Origin of the sequence: Actinoplanes sp. NPDC051851 (assembly GCF_040681165.1) — a bacterium.
Taxonomy (GTDB): Bacteria; Actinomycetota; Actinomycetes; order Mycobacteriales; family Micromonosporaceae; genus Actinoplanes.
On sequence record NZ_JBFAYF010000001.1, the window covers coordinates 343,310 to 365,547 of the forward strand.

Here is a 22,238-nt window from a genome sequence, read left to right on the forward strand (position 1 = left end):
CGTTCGCGGGGGCGCCGTGGGGGAACCCTGGGCGGGGCTCCTCGTACAACGCCACGAGCGGGCGTTTTGGGCTGCGTTACCGGCAGCCGCCTGATCGGACGTCCGATTTGACCGATTGCGACGCTGGCTGCCCGAGTCGGTCCTAAACGTGTCCACGTTATCGGCATCGATCCGGTTCATCGTCGGCCCTCCCCGACGTGTGAAACCGGCCCCGTTTTCCACTGGATCGGGGAATCCTCGTCACCGAGCGCGTCCCGGCCGAGCACGTATCGCTCGATCAAGTGGTTCCACGCGCATGACCGGCAGACTTCCACGACGAAGACCTGAAACTCACGGAGCGTCATCGCGAGGACGGGCAACTCGGCGAGCCTGTGGGCTTGCCCGGCCGAGTTCTTGAGCTCGTCTCCATAGACGTAGTGGACCAGTGTCAGGTTGTCGCGGCGGCAGATCGGGCATCGCTCGTCGGTCGGCTCGCCGTGGAATGTCGCCGCGTTCTTCAAGTACGGCGAGGCGTCACAGACCTCGAGTGCGCCGATCTGGCCGTTTCGCACGGCACGCAGGAGGGACCGCCGTTGAAGCGAGTAGTCCACCACCTGCCGCTGCGTGCGCATGGCAGGAAGAGTACGCGGTGTCCGCTCACAGGGCGACCGCCATCACACAGCGTGGCGCGGTGACCGCGTAGGGGTGCCCCGCTTGCGTATCCGCGATTCCCGGATTTACGGTTGCGATGTATCGGGCCGATACATCGGGGCACAATGCGAGGAGGGGTCAGGTTGCTGGAGTTGGCGATCCTCGGACTCCTGCAGGAGGCCCCGATGCACGGGTACGAGCTGCGCAAGGAGCTGGCGACGAAGCTCGGCACGCTCCGCGCCGCGATCAGCTACGGCACGCTGTACCCCACGCTGAAGCGGCTGAAGCTCGCCGGATGGATCGGCGAAGCGGCGATGAACGCCAACGAGATCGTCCCCCCGATGACCAGCAAGCGGGGCCGGGTTGTCTACAAGATCACGGCCGAGGGCAAGGAGCGCTTCGCGGAGCTGCTCGCCGCCACCGGCCCGGAGACGTACGACGACGCCGGCTTCGGGGTGCACTTCGCCTTCTTCGCCCGCACCGACCAGGCCACCCGCCTGCGCATCCTGGAGGGCCGCCGCCGTCGCATCGAGGAGCGGCGGGAGGGCCTGCGCGAGATCCTCGCCCGGGCCGCCGACCGCCTCGACGCGTACACGCTCGAACTCCAGCGGCACGGCCTGGACGCCTGTGAGCGCGAGGTCCGCTGGCTGGAAGAGCTGATCACCAATGAGCGGTCCGGCCGTACCCCGGCCTTCCGCAACCGTGCCGGCCTCTCCGGCACGGTCAATCCCGCTCCCGCCGGCGGAACGCCGCCGGCCGGGACGGAACCCCCGGAACCACCGCGTCCGCACCAGGACCGGCCGTGATGAAACAAGGAGGCAAACGCGATGGGCTCCGTCCGCGTCGCCATCGTCGGTGTGGGTAACTGCGCCTCGTCCCTCGTACAGGGTGTGGAGTACTACAAAGACGCCGACCCGAACGACCGCGTCCCGGGTCTCATGCACGTGACCTTCGGCGACTACCACGTCTCCGACGTGAAGTTCGTCGCGGCGTTCGATGTGGACGCCAAGAAGGTCGGCATGGATCTGGCTGAGGCGATCGTCGCCAGCGAGAACAACACCATCAAGCTGACCGACGTGCCGCCGACCGGCGTCACCGTGCAGCGCGGCCCGACCTTCGACGGTCTGGGCACGTACTACCGGGAGATCATCGAGGAGTCGTCGGCCGAGCCGGTCGACGTCGTCCAGGTGCTCCGGGACGCCGAGGTCGACGTCCTCGTCTCCTACCTCCCGGTCGGCTCCGAGCAGGCCGACAAGTTCTACGCGCAGGCCGCGATCGACGCCGGTGTGGCGTTCGTGAACGCTCTGCCGGTCTTCATCGCCTCCGACCCGGTCTGGGCGAAGAAGTTCGAGGACGCGGGTGTCCCGATCGTCGGTGACGACATCAAGAGCCAGGTCGGCGCGACCATCGTGCACCGGGCCCTCGCGAAGCTCTTCGAGGACCGCGGTGTCGAGCTGCTGCGCACGTACCAGCTCAACTTCGGCGGCAACATGGACTTCATGAACATGCTGGAGCGCAACCGCCTGGTCTCCAAGAAGATCTCGAAGACCCAGTCGGTCACGTCCCAGATCCCGCACGAGATGATCAAAAGCGACGTGCACATCGGGCCGTCCGACCACGTGCCGTGGCTCGACGACCGCAAGTGGGCGTACATCCGCCTGGAGGGCCGGTCCTTCGGTGACACCCCGCTCAACGCCGAGCTCAAGCTCGAGGTGTGGGACTCGCCGAACTCGGCCGGCGTGATCATCGACGCGGTTCGCGCCGCGAAGATCGCCAAGGACCGCGGCATCGGCGGCCCGATCCTCTCGGCGTCGTCCTACTTCATGAAGTCCCCGCCGGTGCAGTACAGCGACCACGACGCGCACGCCAGCGTCGAGGCGTTCATCAAGGGTGAGGTCGAGCGCTGACAACGCTCGACCTCTGCAAACAACCCATTAGCTGAGCGTCACCTCAGCAGTTGCGAAGGCCGGCCCACGTTTGCGTCGTGGGCCGGCCTTTTCTCACAACCCCTCTAGCGTACGCCAGGAAAGCGCTTTCCGGTTCATCCCCAGGCCCTGGTCAATGCCGTCTTGGCCTCTAGTTCCAGCAAACGGCGCTTCCGGTCGAGCCCGCCGCCGAAACCGACCATCTTCCCGCCCGCACCGACGACCCGGTGACAGGGCACGATGACCGGAACCGGATTGTGGTTGCAGGCGGTACCCACCGCGCGCGCCGCGCCCGGATCGCCCAGTGCCGTCGCGATCGCCCCGTACGTGACCATCTCGCCGTACGGAATCTTCGCGATCTCGCCCCAGACCGCACGCTCAAACTCCGACCCGCCGCGCATCTCGACCGGCACCGAGAAGTCGGTCAGCTCGCCCGCGAAATAGGCCCTGAGCTGCTGGGCAGCGGGATGGTCGGTACTCTCTCCGGGCCGCGCGCCGAAACGCACGCCCACCACGGCATCACCCTCGACGACGATGCCGAGCGGCCCGATCGGTGAATCGATGACGAACACCCTCCGATTCTGCCCCGCCCGTGCAGACATCGGCGCCCGCCGGGCGTCTTATCCGCCGGAGGTGACCGTGAAGGAGTCGACCGACGCCGAGTTCACCGCGTTCGTGGAGCAGCGAGCGGCGGACCTGGTGAGGATCGCGTACGCCATGACCGGCGACCAGCGATCCGCCGAGGATCTGGTGCAGGCGGCACTGGCCAAGGCGTACACGAGATGGCCGCGCATCCGTGGTGACGCCGAGCCGTACGTGCGCCGCATCATCTATCACGACCGGATCTCGGGCTGGCGCCGTCAGGCCCGGATCCGCGAGTTCCCGATGGCCGAGGTCCCGGAGTCGTCCGCCGGGTTCGGCCCGGGCCACGACCAGGACACCACGCTGCGCCTGACCCTGCGCCAGGCGCTGCTCTCCCTACCGCCCCGGCAGCGCGCCGTCCTGGTCCTGCGCTACCTGGAGGACCGCTCCGTGGACGAGACCGCGGAGATCCTCGGTTGCCGGCGCGGGACCGTGGCCAGCCAGGCCACCCGCGCCCTGCGCAAGCTCAGAGAACTCGTCCCCGACCTGGATGTGACCGCCCCGGAGGTGCTGCGATGACCCGACCCGTCGACGACCGCGTGCGTACCGCCGTCCGCGACCTGGCGTCCGAGGCCGGCACCCCGCACGGCCTGGCCGCCCGGGCGCTCGCCCAGGGCCGGCGACGGCTCCGGGTCCGGCGCACCGTGCTCTCCACCGCCGCGGCCGTCCTGGTGACCGTGGCGGCCGCGGTGCCGTACGCCCTCTCCCGGCACGACACCCCACCGGTCGTCACCACCCCGCTGCTCCCCTCCGTCGCGGCCAGCGAACTCGGCACACCCACGTGGAGCACGACGAGCACCTACCAACTGCCGGGCGGTGCCCACCTGGCCGGGATCGGGGCCTACCGCGACCGGCACACCACGGTCCGGCAGTTCGTCGTGAACCCGGATTCCAGCGGATACCGGACCCTCTACAAGAACGTCGTCGAGAGCAACCCGTCACCCACCGGCCGCTACGTGCTGACCGCGCTCCAGGGCGACGAGAAGCTGGCCCTGCTGGACGTGCGCACCGGCCACTACCGCCGGCTCGACATCGACGTCGCCACCGCGGCGGTCTGGTCCTCGGACGGCAGCCGCCTGCTCATGACCCGGGAGAGCGGCTTCTCGATCCTGGACCCGGCCACCGGAACGCTGGTGGAGCACGAGGTGGAGCACGGCGAGACCACCTGCGCGGGCTACTGCCTCTACACCTGGCTGCCGGGAGAGACGCAGGTCGCTCTGCCGCAGTCGGAGACGGCGAACTCCGAGCCGAGCCGGGTCACCGGCCTGGCGATCTTCGACGCGGCCACCGGTGAACTGCTGCGCAACGACCCGATCAAGGCCGCCCCGATCGGGCGCGGCTCGTGGTCGGCCGACGGAAGGTTCGTGCTGGCCACGACGGCCGAGGGAAGTGCCCTGGTGTCGGTCGTGGACGTCGCGACGGGCACGGTGGTCGCCGCGTTCCCGGCCGAGACGGCGGTCTTCCTGCGTGACGGCACGATCCTCGCCTCGACCGGCGACCGGATCCTGCACTACTCCACCGATCACCGGGTCACGGAGACGCTGACCCTGCCGAAGGCGCTCAGCGGGCGGGATCTGACCTTCGCCGAATGAGCTCCGACGAAAACGGGGAGCGCATCGCGCTCCCCGTTCTCAGATGGCTGGGATCAGCCGACTTCGTCGATCTGGTCGTTGACGTGGCAGTCCGCCTTGGTCGGGTTGTCCCCGTACCACGACAGCTTGAGGTTCGCGGCGCTCTCCGGGCCGTAGCTGCCGTCGACGCCGATCTTCGCGGTCGTCTGGGCGGCCTTCAGGGCGTTGAAGGTGTTGGTGCCGAAGCTGTTGTCCACCGTGATGCTCTGCGAGTAGCAGATCTTCAGCGCCAGCTGCAGGGCACCGACCGCGGCGTTGTTCGCGCCCTTGACCAGCGAGCACTTCGCCTTGCCGCCCGAGGAGACCGGGACGAGGACGCCGTTGGACCAGGCCTCGGCCTTGGTGCAGGACGGCGTGGCGGCGCTGGCCGCGGAGGCCGGCAGGACGGCGCCGGCGACGACCGCGCCCAGGACCGCGGCGCTACCGACGATCGCCTTGATGCTTTTCACTGATGGTTCCCCCGTACTGCTATGTGAGCATTTACACCGACATTTACATCGGTGATAGCGACCGTAACCGATGTTGCACGCGCAACGCAACGGTAGCGTTCTACCCAATAGCAGGGCGAAAGTGGACATCCGTCAATACCGGATGGTCCGGAACACGGGCTAAGAGATGTGGCCCTGCTCGCGGGCCCACGTCAGCAGCTCGGCCTCGGCCTCGTCACGGTCCAGCGGGCCGCGGTCGAGGCGGAGCTCCTTCAGGTGGCGCCAGGCCTGGCCGACGATCGGGCCGGGCGGGACGCCGAGCAGCTCCATGATGGCGTTGCCGTCCAGGTCGGGGCGGACCTTGGCGAGGTCCTCCTCGGCCGCGATCCGGGAGATCCGGTCCTCCAGCGCGTCGTAGTCGGCGGCGAGCTGGGCGGCCTTGCGGCGGTTCCGGGTGGTCACGTCCGAGCGGGTCAGCTTGTGCAGGCGGTCGAGCAGCGGGCCCGCGTCGGTGACGTAGCGCCGCACCGCCGAATCGGTCCACTCGCCCCGGCCGTACCCGTAGAAACGCAGGTGCAGGGCGACCAGCCCGACCACCTCGGAGGTGACGTCCTTGGGGTACTTGAGGGCCTTCATCCGGTTCTTGGTGAGCCGGGCGCCGACCACCTCGTGGTGGTGGAAGCTGACCCGGCCGTCGCGGCCGACCGCCTTGGTGGCGGGCTTGCCGACGTCGTGCATCAGCGCGGCCATCCGCAGGACGAAGTCCGGGCCGCCGTCGCCCTCGAGCCGCATCGCGTTCATCACCACGATCAGCGTGTGCTCGTAGACGTCCTTGTGCTGGGCGTGCTCGTCGATCTCCAGCTTCAGGCCGGCGAGCTCGGGCAGGAAACGGTCGGCGAGCCCGGTGTCGACCAGCAGCCGGAGCCCGGCGATCGGGTCGGCGCCGGACATCAGCTTGGTGAACTCGTCCCGGATCCGTTCCGCGGTGATCCGGTCGAGATCCGGCGCCATGTCCCGCATCGCAGAAATGACCGATTCATCCACTTTGAACTGCAGCTTCGCCGCGAAACGGGCGGCCCGCAGCATCCGAAGTGGATCGTCGCTGAACGAGAGCTGCGGCGCGGCCGGCGTCCGGATCATCCGGGCGGCCAGGTCCGCGGTGCCGCCGAACGGGTCGGTGAACTCGTGGCCGGGCACCGACACGGCCATCGCGTTGATGGTGAAGTCGCGGCGGCCGAGGTCGTCGAGGAGCGAGTCGCCGTACTGGACCACCGGGTTCCGGCTCACCCCGTCGTAGGCCTCGGCCCGGTACGTGGTGATCTCGATCCGCAGCCCGTTCTTCTGGATGCCGATCGTGCCGAACTCGCGGCCCGTCTCCCATATCGCGTCCGCCCAACCGCTCACCACGGCGAGGGTCTGCTCCGGACGGGCATCGGTGCAGAAGTCGAGGTCGTCGCCGAGTCGACCGAGCAACGCGTCGCGCACCGAGCCACCGACCAGGTGCAACTCGTGGCCGGCGGCGCCGAAACGGCGCCCCAGCTCGTCGGCGAGGGGTGACACGCGGAGCAACTCGGCGACCGCGCTCTGCTGAGCGGCATTGAGAACAGACATGGGATGACCAGCGTATCGGGCCAGGCTCTTCCTTTTTATAGCGGTGGGCGACCATGGCGGCGAAAGGCGTGTAACGGCAGGATGGGAACGTGCCCGTTCCTGAGGCGCTGCGCCGCCTGGCCCTGGACCCCGCGTTCTGGACCGACGGGATCAGCGACACCGATTCCCTCCCCGCATCACTCCGGGTGACCTTCCCGGTGCTCGACGGTTACGCGCTGATCCTCGACATCGACTTCCCCTCCGGCGAGCGCGCCCTCGGCCTGCGCAAGCCGTCCAGCGGCGAGCCGGTGCAGATGGGCTGGGCGCCGGCGGCCGGGCCGTACCCGGCCGCGCTGCGCTGGTGGGAGCTGGAGTCCTGCGCCCGGGTGATCGCCCTGGCCGATCCGACGCTGCCGCATCCCGGACTGGTGGTGGCGCTGCTGTCGCCGTTCGCACCGGTGACCGCGGACGACGACGTGACCGGGGTGGCCGCGGTGCGCGAGGCGGCGTACCGGTCGTTGCGCCGGGAGGTGCCGCCGCCCCCGCCGAGCGGTCCGGAGCAGGCGCCGCTGCCCCTCTTCGCCGACGAGCGCTGGTGGCCGGTGCCTCCGTCAGAGTCGCCCCAGGTCCTCGACGAGGCGGCGGTAGCGGCCCTCTCCGCCCCCGCTCCGGCGGGTTTCCAGGTCCGTTCGGCCGACCGCTTCCCCCATGAGGACCTTCTCGATCTCGTACGCCGGGCGAACGAGCGCCTGGCGAGCGTCCCCCGGCGGGGCTGGTACGCCGCGACCCGGCCGCTCGCCCGGCAGATCGCCGAGTCGGGCACCCTGGAGGGCGTACCGGCTCTGCTCGGGGCGCTGACCGAGGCCGGTTGCGATCACCCGACCGTGCTGGACGCGCTGAGTGAGCCCCTGGTCGCGCTGGAGGCATGCTGGATGGTGGAGACCCTGGCCGGGGCCGCCCCCGGCACCCTCCTACGTCACCACGTGTGACCCTGGCGCTTATCGTGGCATCAATATCCGCAGGGCACGGGAGGCTCGGGTGAACGGCGGCCTGTACCGCAGCACGCATTCCGGCGACGGGTGGGAACCACCGTCGCAGGAGGGCGTCACCATCGTGTCGGTCGACGACCAACTGCCCTCGGCCGCGGGCGATCAGGCGCTGCCCCCCGAGACCGTGCCCCCCGCGGGCGAGTCCGAGGAGAGCGGCGGCACCACCGGCCAGAGCGCGATCATGGCGATCGGCAGCCTGGTCAGCCGCATGATCGGCTTCGTCCGGAACGCGCTGATCGGCATGGCCCTCGGCCAGGGGGTCGGTGACGCGTACACCAGTGCGCAGTTCCTGCCGAACCAGATCTACGAGCTGCTGCTCGGCGGCATCCTCTCCAGCGTGCTGATCCCGCTGCTGGTCCGGCGGCGCAAGGCCGACGCGGACGGCGGGCAGGAGTTCACCCAGAAGCTGCTCACCTTCGCGGTGGTCAGCCTCGGCGTGGCGACGCTGCTGGTGGTCGCGGCCGCCCCGGTGATCACCGCGATCCAGGCCAGCGATCAGAACAGCGCGGCCTACAAGGACCTGGTCACCCACTTCGCGTACCTGATCCTGCCGATCATCTTCTTCACCGGCCTCTCCGCGCTGATCGGCGCGGTGCTGAACGTGCGCGGGCACTTCGCCGCCCCGATGTGGGCACCGATCCTGAACAACCTCGTGGTGATCGCCACGGCCGGCGTCTTCCTGGCGTTCTGGGGCAGCGACGGCCTGACCGTGGAGAACATCACGGCCGGGCAGATCGCGCTGATCGGCGGCGGCACCCTGGTCGGCCTCGTGGTCCAGGCGCTCGGCCTGCTCCCGGCGCTGCGCAAGGTCGGTTTCCGCTGGAAGTTCAGCTGGGACCCGCGCGCGCTCGGCCTCGGCGAGATCGGCCGGCTCGCCGGCTGGATGCTCTGCTACGTCGCGGCGAACCAGGCCGCCGTCTTCGTCATGGTCAAGATCCTCAACCGGGTGGCCGGTAAGGGCAGCGCCAGCGTGCTCGCCTTCAACAACGTCTACCTGCTGACGATGATGGCGCACGGCATCATCGGCGTCTCGGTGATGACCGCGCTGCTGCCCAAGATGAGCGCCGCCGCCGCCGAGGGCCGGTACGCCGACGTCAGCGCCGACCTGACCCGCGGCATCAAGCTCACCGTCGCGGCGCTCGCCCCGATCTCGGTGGTCTACGCGGTCCTGGGCGTACCGATCGCGGTGATGCTCTTCGAGGGTGGCAACTACAGCCACTCGGCGGCCGTGGACACCGGCACCGTGCTCAGCGTGGCCGCCTTCGCGGTGATCCCGCTCTCGGTCAGCTACCTCTGCACGTACGCGTTCTACTCGCTGCAGGGCAACAAGACGGTCGCGCTGATCAACCTGCCGGTCGTGCTGGTGCGGATCGCCGCGTACCTGGCGCTCGCCGCGGTGCTGAGCAAGTCGCTGCTGGCCGCCGGGATGACCGCGGGCAACGCGATCTCCTACCTGGTCTCGGCGCTGATCTCGCTGGTCGTGCTGCGCCGCCGGGTCGGCCGGCTCAACCTCGGCTCGGTGGCGCTGTCGCTGATCCGGATCGCGATCGCCGCCGCGGTCGCCGGCGGTCTCGGCTTCCTGGTCGTGCACCTGCTCCCGGGCGGAGGCGAGCCGGACGGGCGGATCCAGGCGCTGGTCCAGCTCTTCGCCGGCGGGGCGGTGATCATGATCGCCTACCTCGTGGCGGCGACGGTGCTGCGCGTGCAGGAGGTGAGCCAGGTGGTCGGGATGGTTCGCCGCAAAATCGGTCGCTGAACTTTTGAGAAGGACTCCTGATCGGTCCTGAACAGGCACTCCTCGGTCCTTTCGGCCCGAAATACACCCGTTCGGAGGGCCGGAAGCCGGTGCCGCGCCGGGGGGACGACCTGCCAGAGCATGGCTCAGTACGGGTATGGTCGGTGTCGGCATGTGCTCGGGAGCACCTTGTCCTGAGCACCCACACATGCACCACCGAGGGAGGACTGGTGACCCAGGTCGGCGAAGGCCACGAGACCGCGGCCGACGAGGCCGGACCGGTCTTGACCTTCGGTGCACCCACCGCCGGTGAGATCCTGGCCGAGCGCTACCAACTCGAGCAGCACGTCAACGACGACAGCGCGGGCCGGCAGGTCTGGCGGGGTGTCGACGTCGTGCTGCGCCGGCCGGTCGCGGTCGTCCTGCGTTACCCGGGAGGCGACTCCGCCACCGAGATGCTGCAGGCCGCGGTCGCCGCGAGCCGGGTGATCCACCCCAATCTGGTCGGCGTCTACGACGCCATCGACGAGCAGCAGCGGGCGTACGTGGTCCGCGAGTGGGTCGAGGGCGAGTCCCTGCGTGATCTGATCGCCGCGGAGGGTCCGCTGGACCCGGCCCGGGCGATCGCCATCGCGCACTCCGTCGCCGACGCGCTCGGCGCCGTGCACGCCACCGGCATGGTGCACGGCAACGCGCACCCCGGGACGACGATGATCGGCGACGACGGCCGGGTGGTCCTGGCCGACGCGCGCGCCGACTCGGCGGACAGCATCGAGGGCGACGTGCGCTCGGTGGGCGGCATCCTCTACTTCGCTCTCACCGGCCACTGGCCGAGGGCCGAGGTCGGGCAGTCCGCCCTGCCGGACGCGAACCGGGACAGCGCGGGCAACCCGGCCGCGCCCCGGCAGATCCGGGCGGGCGTTCCGGCGTACCTCGACGATCTGACCATGGACCTGCTCGACCGGCGGGTCCCGGCGCCGACCGCCGAGGCCCTCACCGCGGAGCTCGGCCGGCTCGACGCCGCCGCGGCCGAGGACGAGGAGTACGACGACGTCGGCCCGCTCCGCTTCGTGCAGGGCAACGCCTCGGCCGAGCCGGTCAAGCAGACCCGCAAGATCCTGATCGGCGTCGGCGCGCTGGTGGTGATCGCCCTGATCGGCCTCGTCTTCGGGATCAAGGCGATCAACGGCTCCGGCAAGTCGGACTCGTCCTCGACGGCGGCGGCCGACGCCGGCGGCGATACCGGTTCGCAGTCCACCGACGGCGACTCCGGCGGCACCGCGGTGCAGGAGGATCCGCAGAAGATCGCGCTGAACGCGAGCATGGTCCGCATCGTCGACCCGCCCACGGGTGGTCGCGGCGACTCCGGCGAGGCGAAGTACGTCGTCGACGGCGACTCGGACACCGCCTGGGAGATGTCCCGGTACAACACCGCCAAGTTCGGCAACCTCAAGGCCGGCATGGGCGTGTTGATCAATCTGGGTGAAGCGCGAGCGCTCGCCGAGGTGCGGGTCGAGACGTCGGCTCCGGGCGTGGGGATGGACGTGCGGGTCGGCGACAGTGACCCGGGCGACAACTCGTCCGGCGACGAGAAGATCGTCAAGAACTACACGAAGCTCAGCGACAACGACAACAAGAGCACCGGCACCAACTGGGCGTTCTCCGGCTTCGACCCGGATCAGAAGTACCAGTACATCCTGGTCTTCATCACGGAGCTGCCGAAGAACGACAACGGTCCGGGTTACAAGGTCAGCGTCAACGAGATTCAGCTGTACGGCTACTAGGCCACGGGTCACGGCGGGGGTCATCGAAGAACGAGGCCACCGAGAAGCAGAACGGCGAGGGCCGGTTCCCCTGGGGAGCCGGCCCTCGGCTGGTTCTCAGACCTGTCCCCGCCTTCGGAGCCCCGGATACAGCTACAGCTCTGAGAACCAGCCGGGTGGGACCGGGAGGCGGACGGGGATCGCCGGGATGACATACATTGCTCGCGTGACTTTCCGGGACGTTCCGCCCGGCGGGCCCGGGGCGAGCGAAGAGCCCCCGAGCGACGCCGAGCTGGTGCGTGCCCATGTGGAGGGGGACAAGGACGCCTTCGCCGAGTTGGTCCGGCGGCATCGGGACCGGCTCTGGGCGGTCGCGGTGCGCACCATCGGCGACCGGGAGGAGGCCGCCGACGCGCTGCAGGACGCGCTCCTCTCCGCTCACCGTGCGGCCGCCCGGTTCCGCGGGGACTCGGCGGTCACCACGTGGCTGCACCGGATCGTGGTGAACGCCTGTCTGGATCGGATCAGGCGGCGCCAGGCGCATCCGACGGTGCCGCTGCCGGACGGCAGCCGGTCGGACGACGAGCGGCCGTCCGGGCCGGAGCCGGCGGCGCTCCTGCCGGACCAGGACACCGTGCTGGTGGTCCGGGACGCGCTGGCCGCGCTGCCGATCGAGCAGCGGGCCGCGATCGTGCTGGTTGACGTCGAGGGATACTCGGTGGCCGAGGCCGCGGAGATGCTCGGGGTGGCCGAGGGCACGGTGAAGAGCCGCTGCGCGCGGGGCCGGGCCCGGATGGCGATGGCCCTCCGGGACCTGCGCGGCGGGAACGGCGGGCCCGCCGGACGGACCGGCACCGGCGGTACAGGCGGGAGCCCGGGTGGCACGGGCGGGAGTGGCCGGGATGACACCGGTGGGACGCGGGACGATGGGAACCGGAGCGCGGGCCGGGACGTCTCATCACGATCGGGGGCGGTTGATCCGCAGCCGATCGGGCGGGAACGGAGGGAACAGCGGTGACCGGCGCCGAGTTCCACGAGGTCGACATCGACCTGCTGGCGGATTACGCCGGCGGTGCGCTGGACGGCAGCCCCGACGAGGAGCGGGTGGCCGCGCTGATCGCCGCCGAGCCCGCCTGGCAGACCGCCTATGCGGAGCTGGCCCCGGCGATGGGCGAGGTCGGCGCGCTGCTGCGGGAGCTTCCGCCGGAGCCGATGCCCGCGGACCTCGCCGATCGGCTGGACGCCGCGCTGCGCTCGGTGGACGCGACGACCGCCGAAGCGACTCGTGGGGAGTCGGCTGGGGTCGTACCGGAAGACGTTGTTGATCTTGATCTTAAACGGGCGGAACGGCGGCGCTGGGCACGATTCGTGGTGCCGGTCGGTGTGGCTGCGGGAGTCCTGGCGTTCGCGGGGTGGGGAGCGAACGGCCTGGTGCAGGGGCAGAACGACAGCGCAGCGTCGGAGGCGAACACCGCCGCGGACGGAAGCGTGACGTTGGTCGCTCCTGCACCGGAACGGACACTGGCCAGCGGTACCGACTACACGCTCGGGACCCTCGCCGCACAGCCCAAGGCAGCCGCCGACCGGCCGTTCACGAGCTCCGAGGTCGACCCGAGCCAGATCACCGGCACCGACCCCGCCCTGGAGCGTCTACGGGCCGCTGACGCGCTGCTGGAGTGCCTCGACGCGATCGCCGGGGAGAACGGCGGCGAACAGGTGAGCGTGGAGTCGGTGGACTACGCCCGATTCGACGGGGAGCCGGCGCTCGTGGTGCGATTCACCGCCACCAACGGCGGCTGGGCGTGGGCGGTGGGTGCCGACTGCGGATCACCCGGTGCCGACGCGGACACCCTCGGCAAAGTGCCGGTACGCTGAACGGCACCCCACGTGAGGTCGGACACGAGCCGGACCCGGGGGAATGGTGAATGCCTAGCATGGCGTTCTACCGGCGTGGACACCAATCTTGAGGAGTCGGCAGTGGACGAGGTCCGCAATCTGATCATCATCGGTTCGGGGCCGTCCGGCTACACGGCCGCGCTCTATGCCGCGCGGGCCAACCTCAAGCCTCTGGTGATCGAGGGTGTGCAGTCGGGTGGCTCGCTGATGACCACCACCGAGGTGGAGAACTTCCCCGGCTTCCGGGACGGCGTCATGGGTCCCGAGCTGATGGACAACATGCGTGCGCAGGCCGAGCGCTTCGGCGCCGAGTTCCTGACCGACGACGTCACCCGGGTCGAGCTGACCGACAAGCCGACCGAGGCCGGCACCGAGGGCCTGAAGACCGTGTGGGTCGGCGAGCAGCAGTTCTTCGCCCGCGCCGTGATCCTGGCGACCGGCTCCGCGTGGCGGCCGATCGGCGTCCCCGGCGAGCAGGAGCTGCTCGGCCACGGCGTCTCGTCCTGTGCGACCTGTGACGGCTTCTTCTTCCGCAACCAGCACATCGTGGTGGTCGGCGGCGGCGACTCGGCGATGGAGGAGGCGACCTTCCTCACCCGCTTCGCCGAGACCGTGACGATCGTGCACCGCCGCGACACGTTCCGGGCCAGCAAGGTCATGCAGAAGCGGGCCCTGGAGAACGAGAAGATCAAGGTCGAGTGGAATTCGGTGGTCGAGGAGATCATCGGTTCCGACGGCAAGGTCACCGGCATCCGGCTCAAGAACACCGAGTCCGGCGAGACCAAGGTCCTCGATGTGACCGGCGTCTTCGTCGCCATCGGGCACGACCCGCGCAGCGAGCTCTTCAAGGGCCAGATCGAGCTGGACGACGAGGGCTACGTGAAGGTCGACGCGCCGAGCACGCGGACCAACGTGCCCGGTGTCTTCGCCGCGGGAGACCTGGTCGACCACACGTACCGGCAGGCCATCACCGCCTCCGGGACAGGCTGTGCCGCGGCGCTGGACGCCGAGCGCTTCATCGCTTCATTCGTAGAGCTGTAAGACCGGGAGGAACCTCGTGGGAGCAACCAAGGTGGTCACCGACGCCACCTTCGCCAGCGACGTGCTGCAGTCCAAGAAGCCGGTGCTGGTGGATTTCTGGGCCGAGTGGTGCGTGCCCTGCAAGAAGGTCGACCCGCTGCTGGCCGAGATCGCCAACGAGATGGGCGACCAGGTGGAGATCGTCAAGGTCAACATCGACGAGAACCCGCAGACCGCCCTGGCCTACCAGGTCATGTCGGTCCCGACGCTGACCATCTTCAAGGACGGCGAGCGGGTCAACTCGGTGGCCGGCGCCAAGCCCAAGAGCTTCCTGGTCAACTTCATCGAGTCGGCACTCTGACTCGTTGACGAACCCCGCGTCCGCCGTTCGGACGCGGGGTTCTCTCTGTCCTCGGAGTACGCTCTTTTCTCGCCCTGTTCTCGTCTTTGAGGGAGTGTCTGAGTGCGGTCCATCCGACGCGGCGACACCGGTCCCGCCGTTTCCGAGATCCGGTCGATCCTGGTCGGCCTGGAGCTACTCGCCACGGCCGAGCCGGATCTCTTCGACGAGGGGCTGGAGGACGCGGTCCGCGCGTTCCAACAGAGCCGGGGTCTCGGCGTCGACGGCATGGTCGGCGACGAGACGTGGGGCGCGCTGGACGCGGCCCGCTGGCGGCTCGGCTCACGCAGCCTCTTCCATTCGGTCCCCGACGCGCTGGTCGGCGAGGACGTCCGCGCCCTGCAGGAGCGACTGCTCGAGATGGGGTACGACACCGGCCGCCCGGACGCTATCTACGGCGCCCGGACGGCTCGCGCCGTCGCTCAGTTCCAGCGCGAGGTCGGGCTCGCCCCGGACGGCTCCTGCGGCCCGCAGACCATGAAGGCGCTGCGCCGGCTCGGCCGCAAGGTGGTCGGCGGGCGCCCGCAGTGGCTGCGGGAGGCCGAGGCGTTCCGGCAGTCCGGCCCCAACCTGGTCGGCAAGACCATCGTGATCGATCCCGGGCACGGCGGCGGGGACGACACCGGCGTGGTGGTGCCCGACGGGCCGCTCCGCTGGACCGAGGCCGACCTCGTGTTCGACCTCGCGGCCCGGCTGGAGGGGCGGCTGGCCGCCGCGGGCATGCGAGTGCACCTGACCAGGGGGCCACAGCCGGCCGAGTCGATGAGCGGCGCCGAGCGGGCCGCCCTGGCGAACAGCCTCGGCGCCGACCTGCTGATCTCGCTGCACCTGGACGGGCACACGACCGACGCGGCCGAGGGCGTGGCGAGTTACCACTACGGCACCGGCAACGGAACCAGCTCCACGGTGGGCGAGCGGCTGGCGAACCTGGTGCAGCGCGAGATCGTGGTACGCACCGGGATGCACGACTGCCGGATCCACGCGAAGACCTGGGACCTGCTCCGGTTGACCCGGATGCCGACCGTACGGGTGGACCTCGGCTATCTCACGTCCCCGGTCGACCGGGAGCGGCTGATCGACCCGATGTTCCGCGAGCAGATCGTCGAGGCGATCCTGGCGGCGGTGCAGCGGATGTACTTCCCGGTCGAACGGGACGTGCCGACCGGGTCGATCGACGTACGGCAGCTGCGGATGGCACTGTCCAACAAGGCCTAGCCGGACATCACACCTAGCCGGTCCCGCGCCGGTTCTGATCCCTGGCCGGTTCTCCGCTTCGCGGGGCCGGTTCTCGCTTCGCGGCCGGTCGGGGCTCGCTTCGCGGGCGGTCAGTTCTCCGCGGAACTCGTCGCGGGGATCGGGCGGAGAAGCTTCTCCGGGCTCATCGAGCCGAGGAGCTTCTCCAGCGCGTACTCCACATCCGACTTCCAGGAGAGCGCGGTCCGCAGCTCCAGCCGCAGTCGCGGATAGCGCGGGTGCGGCCGGACCGTCTTGAAGCCCACCGACAGGAAGAAGTCGACCGGCGCGACGCACGCCGCCTCGTCCTCGTGCTCGCCCGGCTTGGTGTCACCGAACGCCTCGATCGCCTTCACGCCGCGCTTGGTGAGATCGCGGGCCACGCCCTGGACGAGCATCCGGCCCAGCCCGCCGCCGGCGAACGCGGGAACCACCTTGGCCGTGGTGAGCAGCGCGGCGTCGGCGCTCACCGGCGAGGTCGGGAAGGCCATCGAACGCGGGACATAGGCGGGCGGCGCGTACATCACGAAGCCGGCGGGCATGCCGTCCACATACACCAGCTTGCCGCAGGAACCCCACTCCAGGAGCGTCTGGGAGACCCAGGCCTCCTTCTCCAGCCCTGGATCGCCGCTGGCACAGGCGCGTTCGGCCGAGACCGGGTCGAGCTCCCAGTACACGCACTGCCGGCAGGGATTGGGAAGGTCCTCGAGAGTGTCGAGGGTGAGGTTTACCAGGCGCCGAGACATGCCGGACCCCCTGCTGATCGCGTGGACTGACCGGTGACCGCTTCCCGTGCCCCCGTCGAATCTTACGTCGGAACCATCATGAACGGGAGCAGGTCGGGCAAGAGGCGACCCGTACGGTCGGGGCCGCGGCGTGTCCCGGCCGATTAGGATCGATGGCGTCTCGACCGCCGATACTACGAGGTGAGAGCCGCATGACCGGCACGACTCAGGATGACTACACCGATCGGTACGCGCGACGCGTCCGTGGCATGACCACGTCCGAGATCCGCGCACTCTTCGCCGTCGCCAGCCGCCCCGAGGTGGTGTCGCTGGCCGGTGGATCGCCGTACATCGCCGCGCTGCCGCTGGACGCGGTCGGCGAGATGCTCAACCGGCTCGGCTCCGAACAGGGCGCCACCAGCCTGCAGTACGGCATCGGCCAGGGCACGATCGAGCTCCGCGAGCAGATCTGCGAGGTGATGGCCCTCTCCGGCATCACCGGCGCGTCCCCCGACGACGTGGTGGTCACCGTCGGCGGCCAGCAGGCCCTCGACCTCCTGGCCCGGCTGTTCCTGGATCCGGGCGACGTGGTGCTCGCCGAGGGGCCGACATACGTCGGCGCACTCGGCGTCTTCCAGGCCGCCCAGGCACAGGTGCGGCACGTGACGATGGACCAGGACGGGCTGATCCCGGAGGCACTCGAGGAGGCCATCGCGGCGAACCCGCGCGCGAAGTTCCTCTACACCATCCCGACCTTCCAGAACCCGGCCGGCGTGACGCTCTCCGAACAGCGGCGCGAGAGGATCCTGGACATCTGCGAGCGCGCCGGTCTCCTGGTGGTCGAGGACGACCCGTACGGGATGCTCTCCTTCGAAGGCGACGCGCCGCGGCCGCTGCGGGCCCGGCGGCGCGACGGGGTCTTCTACTGCAGCACGTTCTCCAAGACGTTCGCGCCGGGACTGCGGGTGGGTTGGATCCTGGCCCCGCACGCCGTACGCGAAAAGCTCGTGATGATGAGTGAGGCGAACGTCCTCTGCCCGAGTGCGTTCGCACAGGGCGCCGTCACGCAGTACCTGACGACCATGCCGTGGCGCGAGCAGATCAAGGTGTACCGGGAGATCTACCGGGAACGCCGGGACGCGCTACTCGGCGCCCTCGACGGCCTGATGCCGGCGGGCACCACGTGGACCCGGCCGTCCGGCGGGCTCTTCGTCTGGGCCACCCTGCCCGAGGGCCTCGACTCCAAGGCGATGATGCCGCGCGCGATCGCGGCACGGGTGGCGTACGTTCCGGGCACCGGTTTCTACGCCGACGGGACCGGTCGCAACAACATGCGGCTCAACTTCTCGTTCTCCTCGCCGGAGCGGCTCCGCGAGGGCGTGCGCCGGCTGGCCGGCGTGATGGATCAGGAGCTCGCGATGCGCGCCGTCTTCGGCGGGTCGTCCGCCCTGGGTGGTCAGCGCCGCCGCGGCCCGGCCGCCGCGGACGTCCCCGGTCCCGACTTGGCATGATCAACGCTATGGAGCTACGAGTTCTGGTACTGGCGGGTGGGCTCTCCTACGAGCGGGACGTGTCCCTGCGCTCCGGACGGCGGGTCCTCGACGCGCTGCGCTCCGCGGGGTTGACCGCCGAGCTGCACGACGCGGACGTCTCGCTGCTCCCGTCGCTTCAGGCCGATCCGCCGGACGCGGTGGTGATCGCGCTGCACGGCGCGACCGGCGAGGACGGTTCGCTGCGCGGGGTGCTCGACCTCTGCGAGGTTCCGTATGTCGGCGCCTCCTCGGTGGCCGCCCGGACCGCGTGGGACAAGCCGTCCGCCAAATCCCGGCTGCGCGAGGCCGGCATCCCCACCCCCGACTGGGTGGCGCTGCCCCACGACCGCTTCTCCGAGTTGGGCGCCGTCGCCGTCCTCGACCGGATCGTGTCCCGCCTCGGCCTGCCGTTGATGGTGAAGCCGGCGCAGGGCGGTTCGGGTCTGGGCGCCGCGGTGGTCAAGGAGGCGGCAGACCTTCCGGCCGCGATGGTGGGTTGTTTCGCGTACGACTCCACGGCGCTGGTCGAGCAGTTCGTAACAGGTACCAACGTCGCGGTCTCGATCATCGACCTGGGCACCGGACCGCAGGCACTGCCGATCGTGGAGATCGTCCCGCGCGACGGGGTGTACGACTACGCGGCCCGGTACACGGCCGGCCTGACCACGTGGCACGTGCCGGCGCGACTGGACGAGACGGTGGCGGCGAAGGTGTCGTCGACGGCGCTGGCGGCGTATCAGGCACTCGGGTTGCGCGACCTCTCGCGGATCGACGTGATCGTCGGGGAGGACGGGGAACCGCTGGTGCTGGGGTGCAACGTGTCACCGGGGATGACCGAGACGTCGCTGCTGCCGCTGGCCGTACAGTCGGCCGGGGTGGACCTCGGGGCGATGCTGAGCGCGCTGGTGGAGAGGGCGGTCGCCCGGAAGGGCTGATCGTTCTCGGATACAGAAAAGCCCGGCAGGATTTCCTGCCGGGCTTTTTCGTTCCTCCTCAGGCCGGTGCTGCCGCTTGTCGTTGTCAGGCCGGTGCTGCCGCCTCCTCATCAGGCCCGGTGCTGCCGCTTCTTTCTCAGGCCGGTGCTGCCGCCGGGCCGCCGGGTGCCGTGCCGAAGCGGCTCTCGGAGGGGGGTGTCTCGGGCTCGACGTCGCCCAGTGTCGAGGGGCGCCGCGCCTCGTCCCCGTCGGTCTCCTCCACGGGATAAGCGGACGGGACGTTGAGCGTCGCCGGGGACTCCCACTGGATGTGCGCCGGCTCGGCATTGGCCCTGCCGCCGAACTCGGCCAGCCAGGCGGCGACGTGGGCGAGGTTCTCCCGCCACTGGGGCTCGGGGATGACCGGGAGGATGTCGTCCCAGAGCGAGAGGAACGTGCCGCGCAGCTGCAGGCGACCGTACGGACGGGCGAGGAACCACATGTGCAGGTGTGCCGAGCCGTCGCCCCACCGATTCACGTGAACCCGGGCGACGCCGTCGAGCGAGCGGATCGCGCGCTCCAGCCGGACGGTCATCACGCCGAGCTCGGCCGCCAGGAGGTTGGGCAGGTCACCCAGATCGAGGTGCGACCGGCATTCCAGGATCAAGACCATCGGGAGGCCGGTGGGGCGGTCCATCGCGCGGACCCGCCACCGCTCGCTGACCCAGATGTACGCATCGTCGGGCGTACCGCAGGCGACGCAGTCCGAGCCGTCCTCCCCGCTTCGTGGGGGCTCCTGCTCGACCGGCGGAGCGAGTTTCTTGACCCGCATCTCACCTTCGAAAGGGAACGACGGCCAACGCGTGAAGTCAGGGAGGGGGGCGGTGTTCTCCGGCACGACGTGACCTTAGCCCAGGTCAGGATGGCCTGTCCCGCGTCAATTTCGCACGATCGGGGCGAGTCTCGGAGCGGGTCTCCGAGCGAGGCGATTCCGGCCCGGTTCGGACTCCCTCGGGACCGTCACACGTCGACGACGGTGAGCCCCGAGTTCTCCACACAACCATCCCCAAGTTATCCACAGAAGTTATCCACAGGCCGGGCCGTTTCACGTGAAACGCGACGTAGAACGCTTGCAGTGCCTGTGGATAGTGCGGTGGATGACGGTGTGGGCATCGGTGTTGTTTCACGTGAAACGGGGGTGGAGAGGGTTATCGACAGGGTCGGCACACAGGCTGTGGATAGTGGTGCGGGCGCATGCGTGTATCCGCTCGGATTCCCCTGTCGGGGCGACCGGTCACCCGGTCGACCTCGGTCCTGATCCGGTCCGAATCCCTGAACTGTTGCCCGACCCACCGTCGCCTCCATGCCGACTCACCGCCCTCTACCGCCCTGCGCCTGCCACCCCTTGCTTGCCCAACCCATCTCCATCGCGCGCCCTGTCTTGCGGTCCCCGATCCCGCGGACAGCTTGTTTGCGTTTCACGTGAAACGGGGATCTAGCCCTGCCGCGTTTCCTCCGCGAATTCCTCCATTGCTCATTGCTTCCCCTGCTTCGCCTTCCCGTGCCCCGCTTCGCCTACGGGCCACCTTCCCAGGCGCACCGAACGCTCACCCTGCGGCCTCCGTCGCTCAGGCTGATCGGATCGGTTTCACGTGAAACGGGGCTGGATCGTGCACCCCATCGAGTGAGCGGCCGTTTCGTCAGACCCTCCTCGGCACTGTCCACCGACCGGTTGACAACCGACTCAACGGCTCGGTCGTCCCGGGAGGGCCAGCCCGACGGCCAGGATGAGTACATCGCCGCGAACGGGACGGCCCGAACAGAGGAGAGCACGATGGAGCGCCACCAAGGGATGACCGCGATGATCCGCTCGCTGGCCTACGACCTCGGGCTCCCGGTCATCACCTACTACGGCCTGCACGCTCTCGGCGCGAGCGACAGCGCCGCTCTGTTCGCCGGAACCATCGCCGCCGGCCTGCGCCTGGCGTGGAGCGCCATCCGCACCCGCACCCTGAACCACTTCTCCAGCATCATGGCGGCCGTCTTCGGCGTGGGCCTGCTCTTCACCCTCCTCACCGGCGACCCGCGCTTCCTCCTCATCAAGCACTCGGTGATGTCCGCCGTCATCGGCATCCTGTTCGTGGTGACAGCTCTCCGCGGCTCCAAGCCCTTGACCCTCTCCGCCCAGCAGAGCTTCGCCCCCGCAAAGGCCGCCGAGCTCGCCCAGGCGTACGCCACCACCCCGCGCATCCGCCACGGCCACCGCGTCGCTTCCCTGGTCTGGGGCGCCGGCTTGCTGACCGAGGCCGCCCTCCGCATCGTCCTGGTCTACCTGCTCCCGGTCAGCGTCATGGTCGGTCTCTCCACCATCCTGACCATCACCACGTTCACCCTCTTGATCGCATGGAACGCCCGCTACATCGCCACCCACGCCGGCACCGCCCCTGCCGCTCCCTCCACGTCCGTTCCCGCGGCTGCTACCCGCTCCGCCACCGCTCTTCCCACGGCCGCCGCACCCGCCGCCGTCACACCCGCCGCCGTCACACCCGCCGCTGCTTCCACCGCGCCGGCTCGCGTCCCCCAGACCATCTGACGGCAGTCGCACCGACGTCCGCTGTCCGATCTGGTCACCCCAGAACGCTGCTCCCAGCCCCAGTACAAGTCCCGATCACTTCCGAAGTCCAGGACCCCGGCACGCTCCTAGCGTGTCCGGGGCTGATTCGTTCTCCGGGCCTCATACCGCCCCGAACCTCAGACCTGCCTCCTGAACGGCCTCCTAGCGGCCACCAATCTGGATCCGACCGCTCAACGGCGTCATGTTTCACGTGAAACGCCGCGCTCCCACTTCCCGACGCAGAAGCCCCGCACCCCGCACCCCGCACCCCGCACCCCGCACCCCGCACCCCGCACCCCGCACCCCGCACCCCGCACCCCGCACCCCGCACCCCGCACCAAGGATCAGGATCACCGTCCTCCGACGGACGGCAGCCGCCCGCAGAGCAGGCGGCGTTTCACGTGAAACCGCACCCACGGCGTCCCGGCGTCCCGGCGTCCCGGCGTCCCGGCGTCCCGGCGTCCCGGCGTCCCGGCGTCCCGGCGTCCCGGCGTCCCGGCGTCCCGGCGTC

Annotated in this window: 21 protein-coding genes; 15 read left to right on the forward strand and 6 right to left on the reverse strand. The window is 69.8% G+C overall.

Annotated features, from left to right (window positions below; translation table 11 throughout):
* Positions 1-176: 176 nt before the first annotated feature.
* Entirely contained in the window at positions 177-611 is a 435-nt protein-coding gene (locus AB0M08_RS01605) for a DUF5318 domain-containing protein (protein WP_364486636.1), read from the reverse strand.
* A 162-nt stretch (positions 612-773) separates the two neighbouring features.
* On the opposite strand from AB0M08_RS01605, the gene AB0M08_RS01610 reads away from it, so the two are divergent.
* Positions 774-1,436, forward strand: a complete 663-nt coding sequence (locus AB0M08_RS01610; protein WP_364486639.1) for a PadR family transcriptional regulator — start codon at positions 774-776, stop codon at positions 1,434-1,436.
* Between the two features lie 21 nt (positions 1,437-1,457).
* Complete coding sequence (locus AB0M08_RS01615) at positions 1,458-2,537, forward strand: inositol-3-phosphate synthase (protein ID WP_364486642.1); 1,080 nt, start codon at positions 1,458-1,460, stop codon at positions 2,535-2,537.
* A gap of 134 nt (positions 2,538-2,671) precedes the next feature.
* Here the strand turns inward: AB0M08_RS01615 and AB0M08_RS01620 are convergent, their stop codons facing one another.
* The gene (locus AB0M08_RS01620) at positions 2,672-3,127 is read right to left on the reverse strand and encodes a methylated-DNA--[protein]-cysteine S-methyltransferase (RefSeq protein ID WP_364486645.1); all 456 of its coding nucleotides are present in this window, start codon (positions 3,125-3,127) and stop codon (positions 2,672-2,674) included.
* Between the two features lie 67 nt (positions 3,128-3,194).
* Here AB0M08_RS01620 and AB0M08_RS01625 point away from each other — a divergent pair, with 67 nt between their 5' ends.
* Both AB0M08_RS01625 and AB0M08_RS01630 read left to right on the forward strand, forming a co-directional pair.
* Positions 3,195-3,716, forward strand: coding sequence for a SigE family RNA polymerase sigma factor (locus AB0M08_RS01625; RefSeq protein ID WP_364486648.1), 522 nt, complete (start codon positions 3,195-3,197; stop codon positions 3,714-3,716).
* Entirely contained in the window at positions 3,713-4,789 is a 1,077-nt protein-coding gene (locus AB0M08_RS01630; protein WP_364486651.1) for a hypothetical protein, read from the forward strand. The genes AB0M08_RS01625 and AB0M08_RS01630 overlap by 4 nt, the downstream gene beginning before the upstream one ends.
* 53 nt (positions 4,790-4,842) lie before the next feature.
* Here the strand turns inward: AB0M08_RS01630 and AB0M08_RS01635 are convergent, their stop codons facing one another.
* Positions 4,843-5,277, reverse strand: a complete 435-nt coding sequence (locus AB0M08_RS01635; protein ID WP_364486654.1) for a peptidoglycan-binding domain-containing protein — start codon at positions 5,275-5,277, stop codon at positions 4,843-4,845.
* A gap of 159 nt (positions 5,278-5,436) precedes the next feature.
* Positions 5,437-6,867 (reverse strand): CCA tRNA nucleotidyltransferase, encoded by a 1,431-nt coding sequence (locus AB0M08_RS01640; RefSeq protein WP_364486657.1) that lies wholly within the window; start codon positions 6,865-6,867, stop codon positions 5,437-5,439.
* An 89-nt stretch (positions 6,868-6,956) separates the two neighbouring features.
* Between AB0M08_RS01640 and AB0M08_RS01645 the strand changes: the two genes are divergently transcribed.
* From AB0M08_RS01645 to AB0M08_RS01680, 8 genes are all read left to right on the forward strand, one after another.
* Positions 6,957-7,835: a hypothetical protein gene (locus AB0M08_RS01645; RefSeq protein ID WP_364486660.1), complete on the forward strand. Its 879-nt coding sequence runs from the start codon at positions 6,957-6,959 to the stop codon at positions 7,833-7,835.
* A gap of 49 nt (positions 7,836-7,884) precedes the next feature.
* A complete protein-coding gene (gene murJ, locus AB0M08_RS01650; protein WP_364486663.1) occupies positions 7,885-9,651 on the forward strand; it encodes a murein biosynthesis integral membrane protein MurJ in 1,767 nt (588 codons plus the stop codon).
* Positions 9,652-9,860: 209 nt separating this feature from the next.
* Positions 9,861-11,414 (forward strand): protein kinase family protein, encoded by a 1,554-nt coding sequence (locus AB0M08_RS01655; RefSeq protein ID WP_364486666.1) that lies wholly within the window; start codon positions 9,861-9,863, stop codon positions 11,412-11,414.
* 205 nt (positions 11,415-11,619) lie between these two features.
* Positions 11,620-12,411, forward strand: a complete 792-nt coding sequence (sigM, locus tag AB0M08_RS01660) for an RNA polymerase sigma factor SigM (protein WP_364486669.1) — start codon at positions 11,620-11,622, stop codon at positions 12,409-12,411.
* Entirely contained in the window at positions 12,408-13,268 is an 861-nt protein-coding gene (locus AB0M08_RS01665; protein WP_364486672.1) for a hypothetical protein, read from the forward strand. The genes sigM and AB0M08_RS01665 overlap by 4 nt, the downstream gene beginning before the upstream one ends.
* A gap of 102 nt (positions 13,269-13,370) precedes the next feature.
* Entirely contained in the window at positions 13,371-14,330 is a 960-nt protein-coding gene (trxB, locus tag AB0M08_RS01670) for a thioredoxin-disulfide reductase (RefSeq protein ID WP_364487116.1), read from the forward strand.
* A 16-nt stretch (positions 14,331-14,346) separates the two neighbouring features.
* Positions 14,347-14,670, forward strand: a complete 324-nt coding sequence (trxA, locus tag AB0M08_RS01675) for a thioredoxin (protein ID WP_364486675.1) — start codon at positions 14,347-14,349, stop codon at positions 14,668-14,670.
* A gap of 102 nt (positions 14,671-14,772) precedes the next feature.
* Complete coding sequence (locus AB0M08_RS01680; RefSeq protein ID WP_364486678.1) at positions 14,773-15,924, forward strand: N-acetylmuramoyl-L-alanine amidase; 1,152 nt, start codon at positions 14,773-14,775, stop codon at positions 15,922-15,924.
* 110 nt (positions 15,925-16,034) lie between these two features.
* Here AB0M08_RS01680 and AB0M08_RS01685 read toward each other — a convergent pair whose 3' ends face one another.
* Positions 16,035-16,688, reverse strand: coding sequence for a GNAT family N-acetyltransferase (locus AB0M08_RS01685; RefSeq protein WP_364486681.1), 654 nt, complete (start codon positions 16,686-16,688; stop codon positions 16,035-16,037).
* Between the two features lie 191 nt (positions 16,689-16,879).
* Here AB0M08_RS01685 and AB0M08_RS01690 point away from each other — a divergent pair, with 191 nt between their 5' ends.
* Together AB0M08_RS01690 and AB0M08_RS01695 are read left to right on the forward strand one after the other, a co-directional pair.
* Positions 16,880-18,178, forward strand: a complete 1,299-nt coding sequence (locus AB0M08_RS01690; protein WP_364486684.1) for a PLP-dependent aminotransferase family protein — start codon at positions 16,880-16,882, stop codon at positions 18,176-18,178.
* Positions 18,175-19,134: a D-alanine--D-alanine ligase gene (locus AB0M08_RS01695; protein WP_364486687.1), complete on the forward strand. Its 960-nt coding sequence runs from the start codon at positions 18,175-18,177 to the stop codon at positions 19,132-19,134. Before AB0M08_RS01690 ends, AB0M08_RS01695 begins: the two co-directional genes overlap by 4 nt.
* Before the next feature lie 136 nt (positions 19,135-19,270).
* Here AB0M08_RS01695 and AB0M08_RS01700 read toward each other — a convergent pair whose 3' ends face one another.
* Positions 19,271-19,945: a hypothetical protein gene (locus tag AB0M08_RS01700; RefSeq protein WP_364486690.1), complete on the reverse strand. Its 675-nt coding sequence runs from the start codon at positions 19,943-19,945 to the stop codon at positions 19,271-19,273.
* Between the two features lie 1,002 nt (positions 19,946-20,947).
* On the opposite strand from AB0M08_RS01700, the gene AB0M08_RS01705 reads away from it, so the two are divergent.
* Entirely contained in the window at positions 20,948-21,706 is a 759-nt protein-coding gene (locus AB0M08_RS01705; protein WP_364486693.1) for a VC0807 family protein, read from the forward strand.
* The last annotated feature ends 532 nt before the right edge of the window (positions 21,707-22,238 follow it).

What these genes read in the sequence shown, in the direction of transcription:
- AB0M08_RS01685 (WP_364486681.1), bottom strand. Translation starts at nt 16,688, where the DNA reads ATGTCTCGGCGCCTGGTAAACCTCACCCTCGACACTCTCGAGGACCTT.
- AB0M08_RS01695 (WP_364486687.1), top strand. Translation starts at nt 18,175, where the DNA reads ATGATCAACGCTATGGAGCTACGAGTTCTGGTACTGGCGGGTGGGCTC.
- AB0M08_RS01615 (WP_364486642.1), top strand. Translation starts at nt 1,458, where the DNA reads ATGGGCTCCGTCCGCGTCGCCATCGTCGGTGTGGGTAACTGCGCCTCG.
- AB0M08_RS01640 (WP_364486657.1), bottom strand. Translation starts at nt 6,867, where the DNA reads ATGTCTGTTCTCAATGCCGCTCAGCAGAGCGCGGTCGCCGAGTTGCTC.
- AB0M08_RS01630 (WP_364486651.1), top strand. Translation starts at nt 3,713, where the DNA reads ATGACCCGACCCGTCGACGACCGCGTGCGTACCGCCGTCCGCGACCTG.
- AB0M08_RS01690 (WP_364486684.1), top strand. Translation starts at nt 16,880, where the DNA reads ATGACCGGCACGACTCAGGATGACTACACCGATCGGTACGCGCGACGC.
- AB0M08_RS01700 (WP_364486690.1), bottom strand. Translation starts at nt 19,945, where the DNA reads ATGCGGGTCAAGAAACTCGCTCCGCCGGTCGAGCAGGAGCCCCCACGA.
- AB0M08_RS01605 (WP_364486636.1), bottom strand. Translation starts at nt 611, where the DNA reads ATGCGCACGCAGCGGCAGGTGGTGGACTACTCGCTTCAACGGCGGTCC.
- AB0M08_RS01705 (WP_364486693.1), top strand. Translation starts at nt 20,948, where the DNA reads ATGGAGCGCCACCAAGGGATGACCGCGATGATCCGCTCGCTGGCCTAC.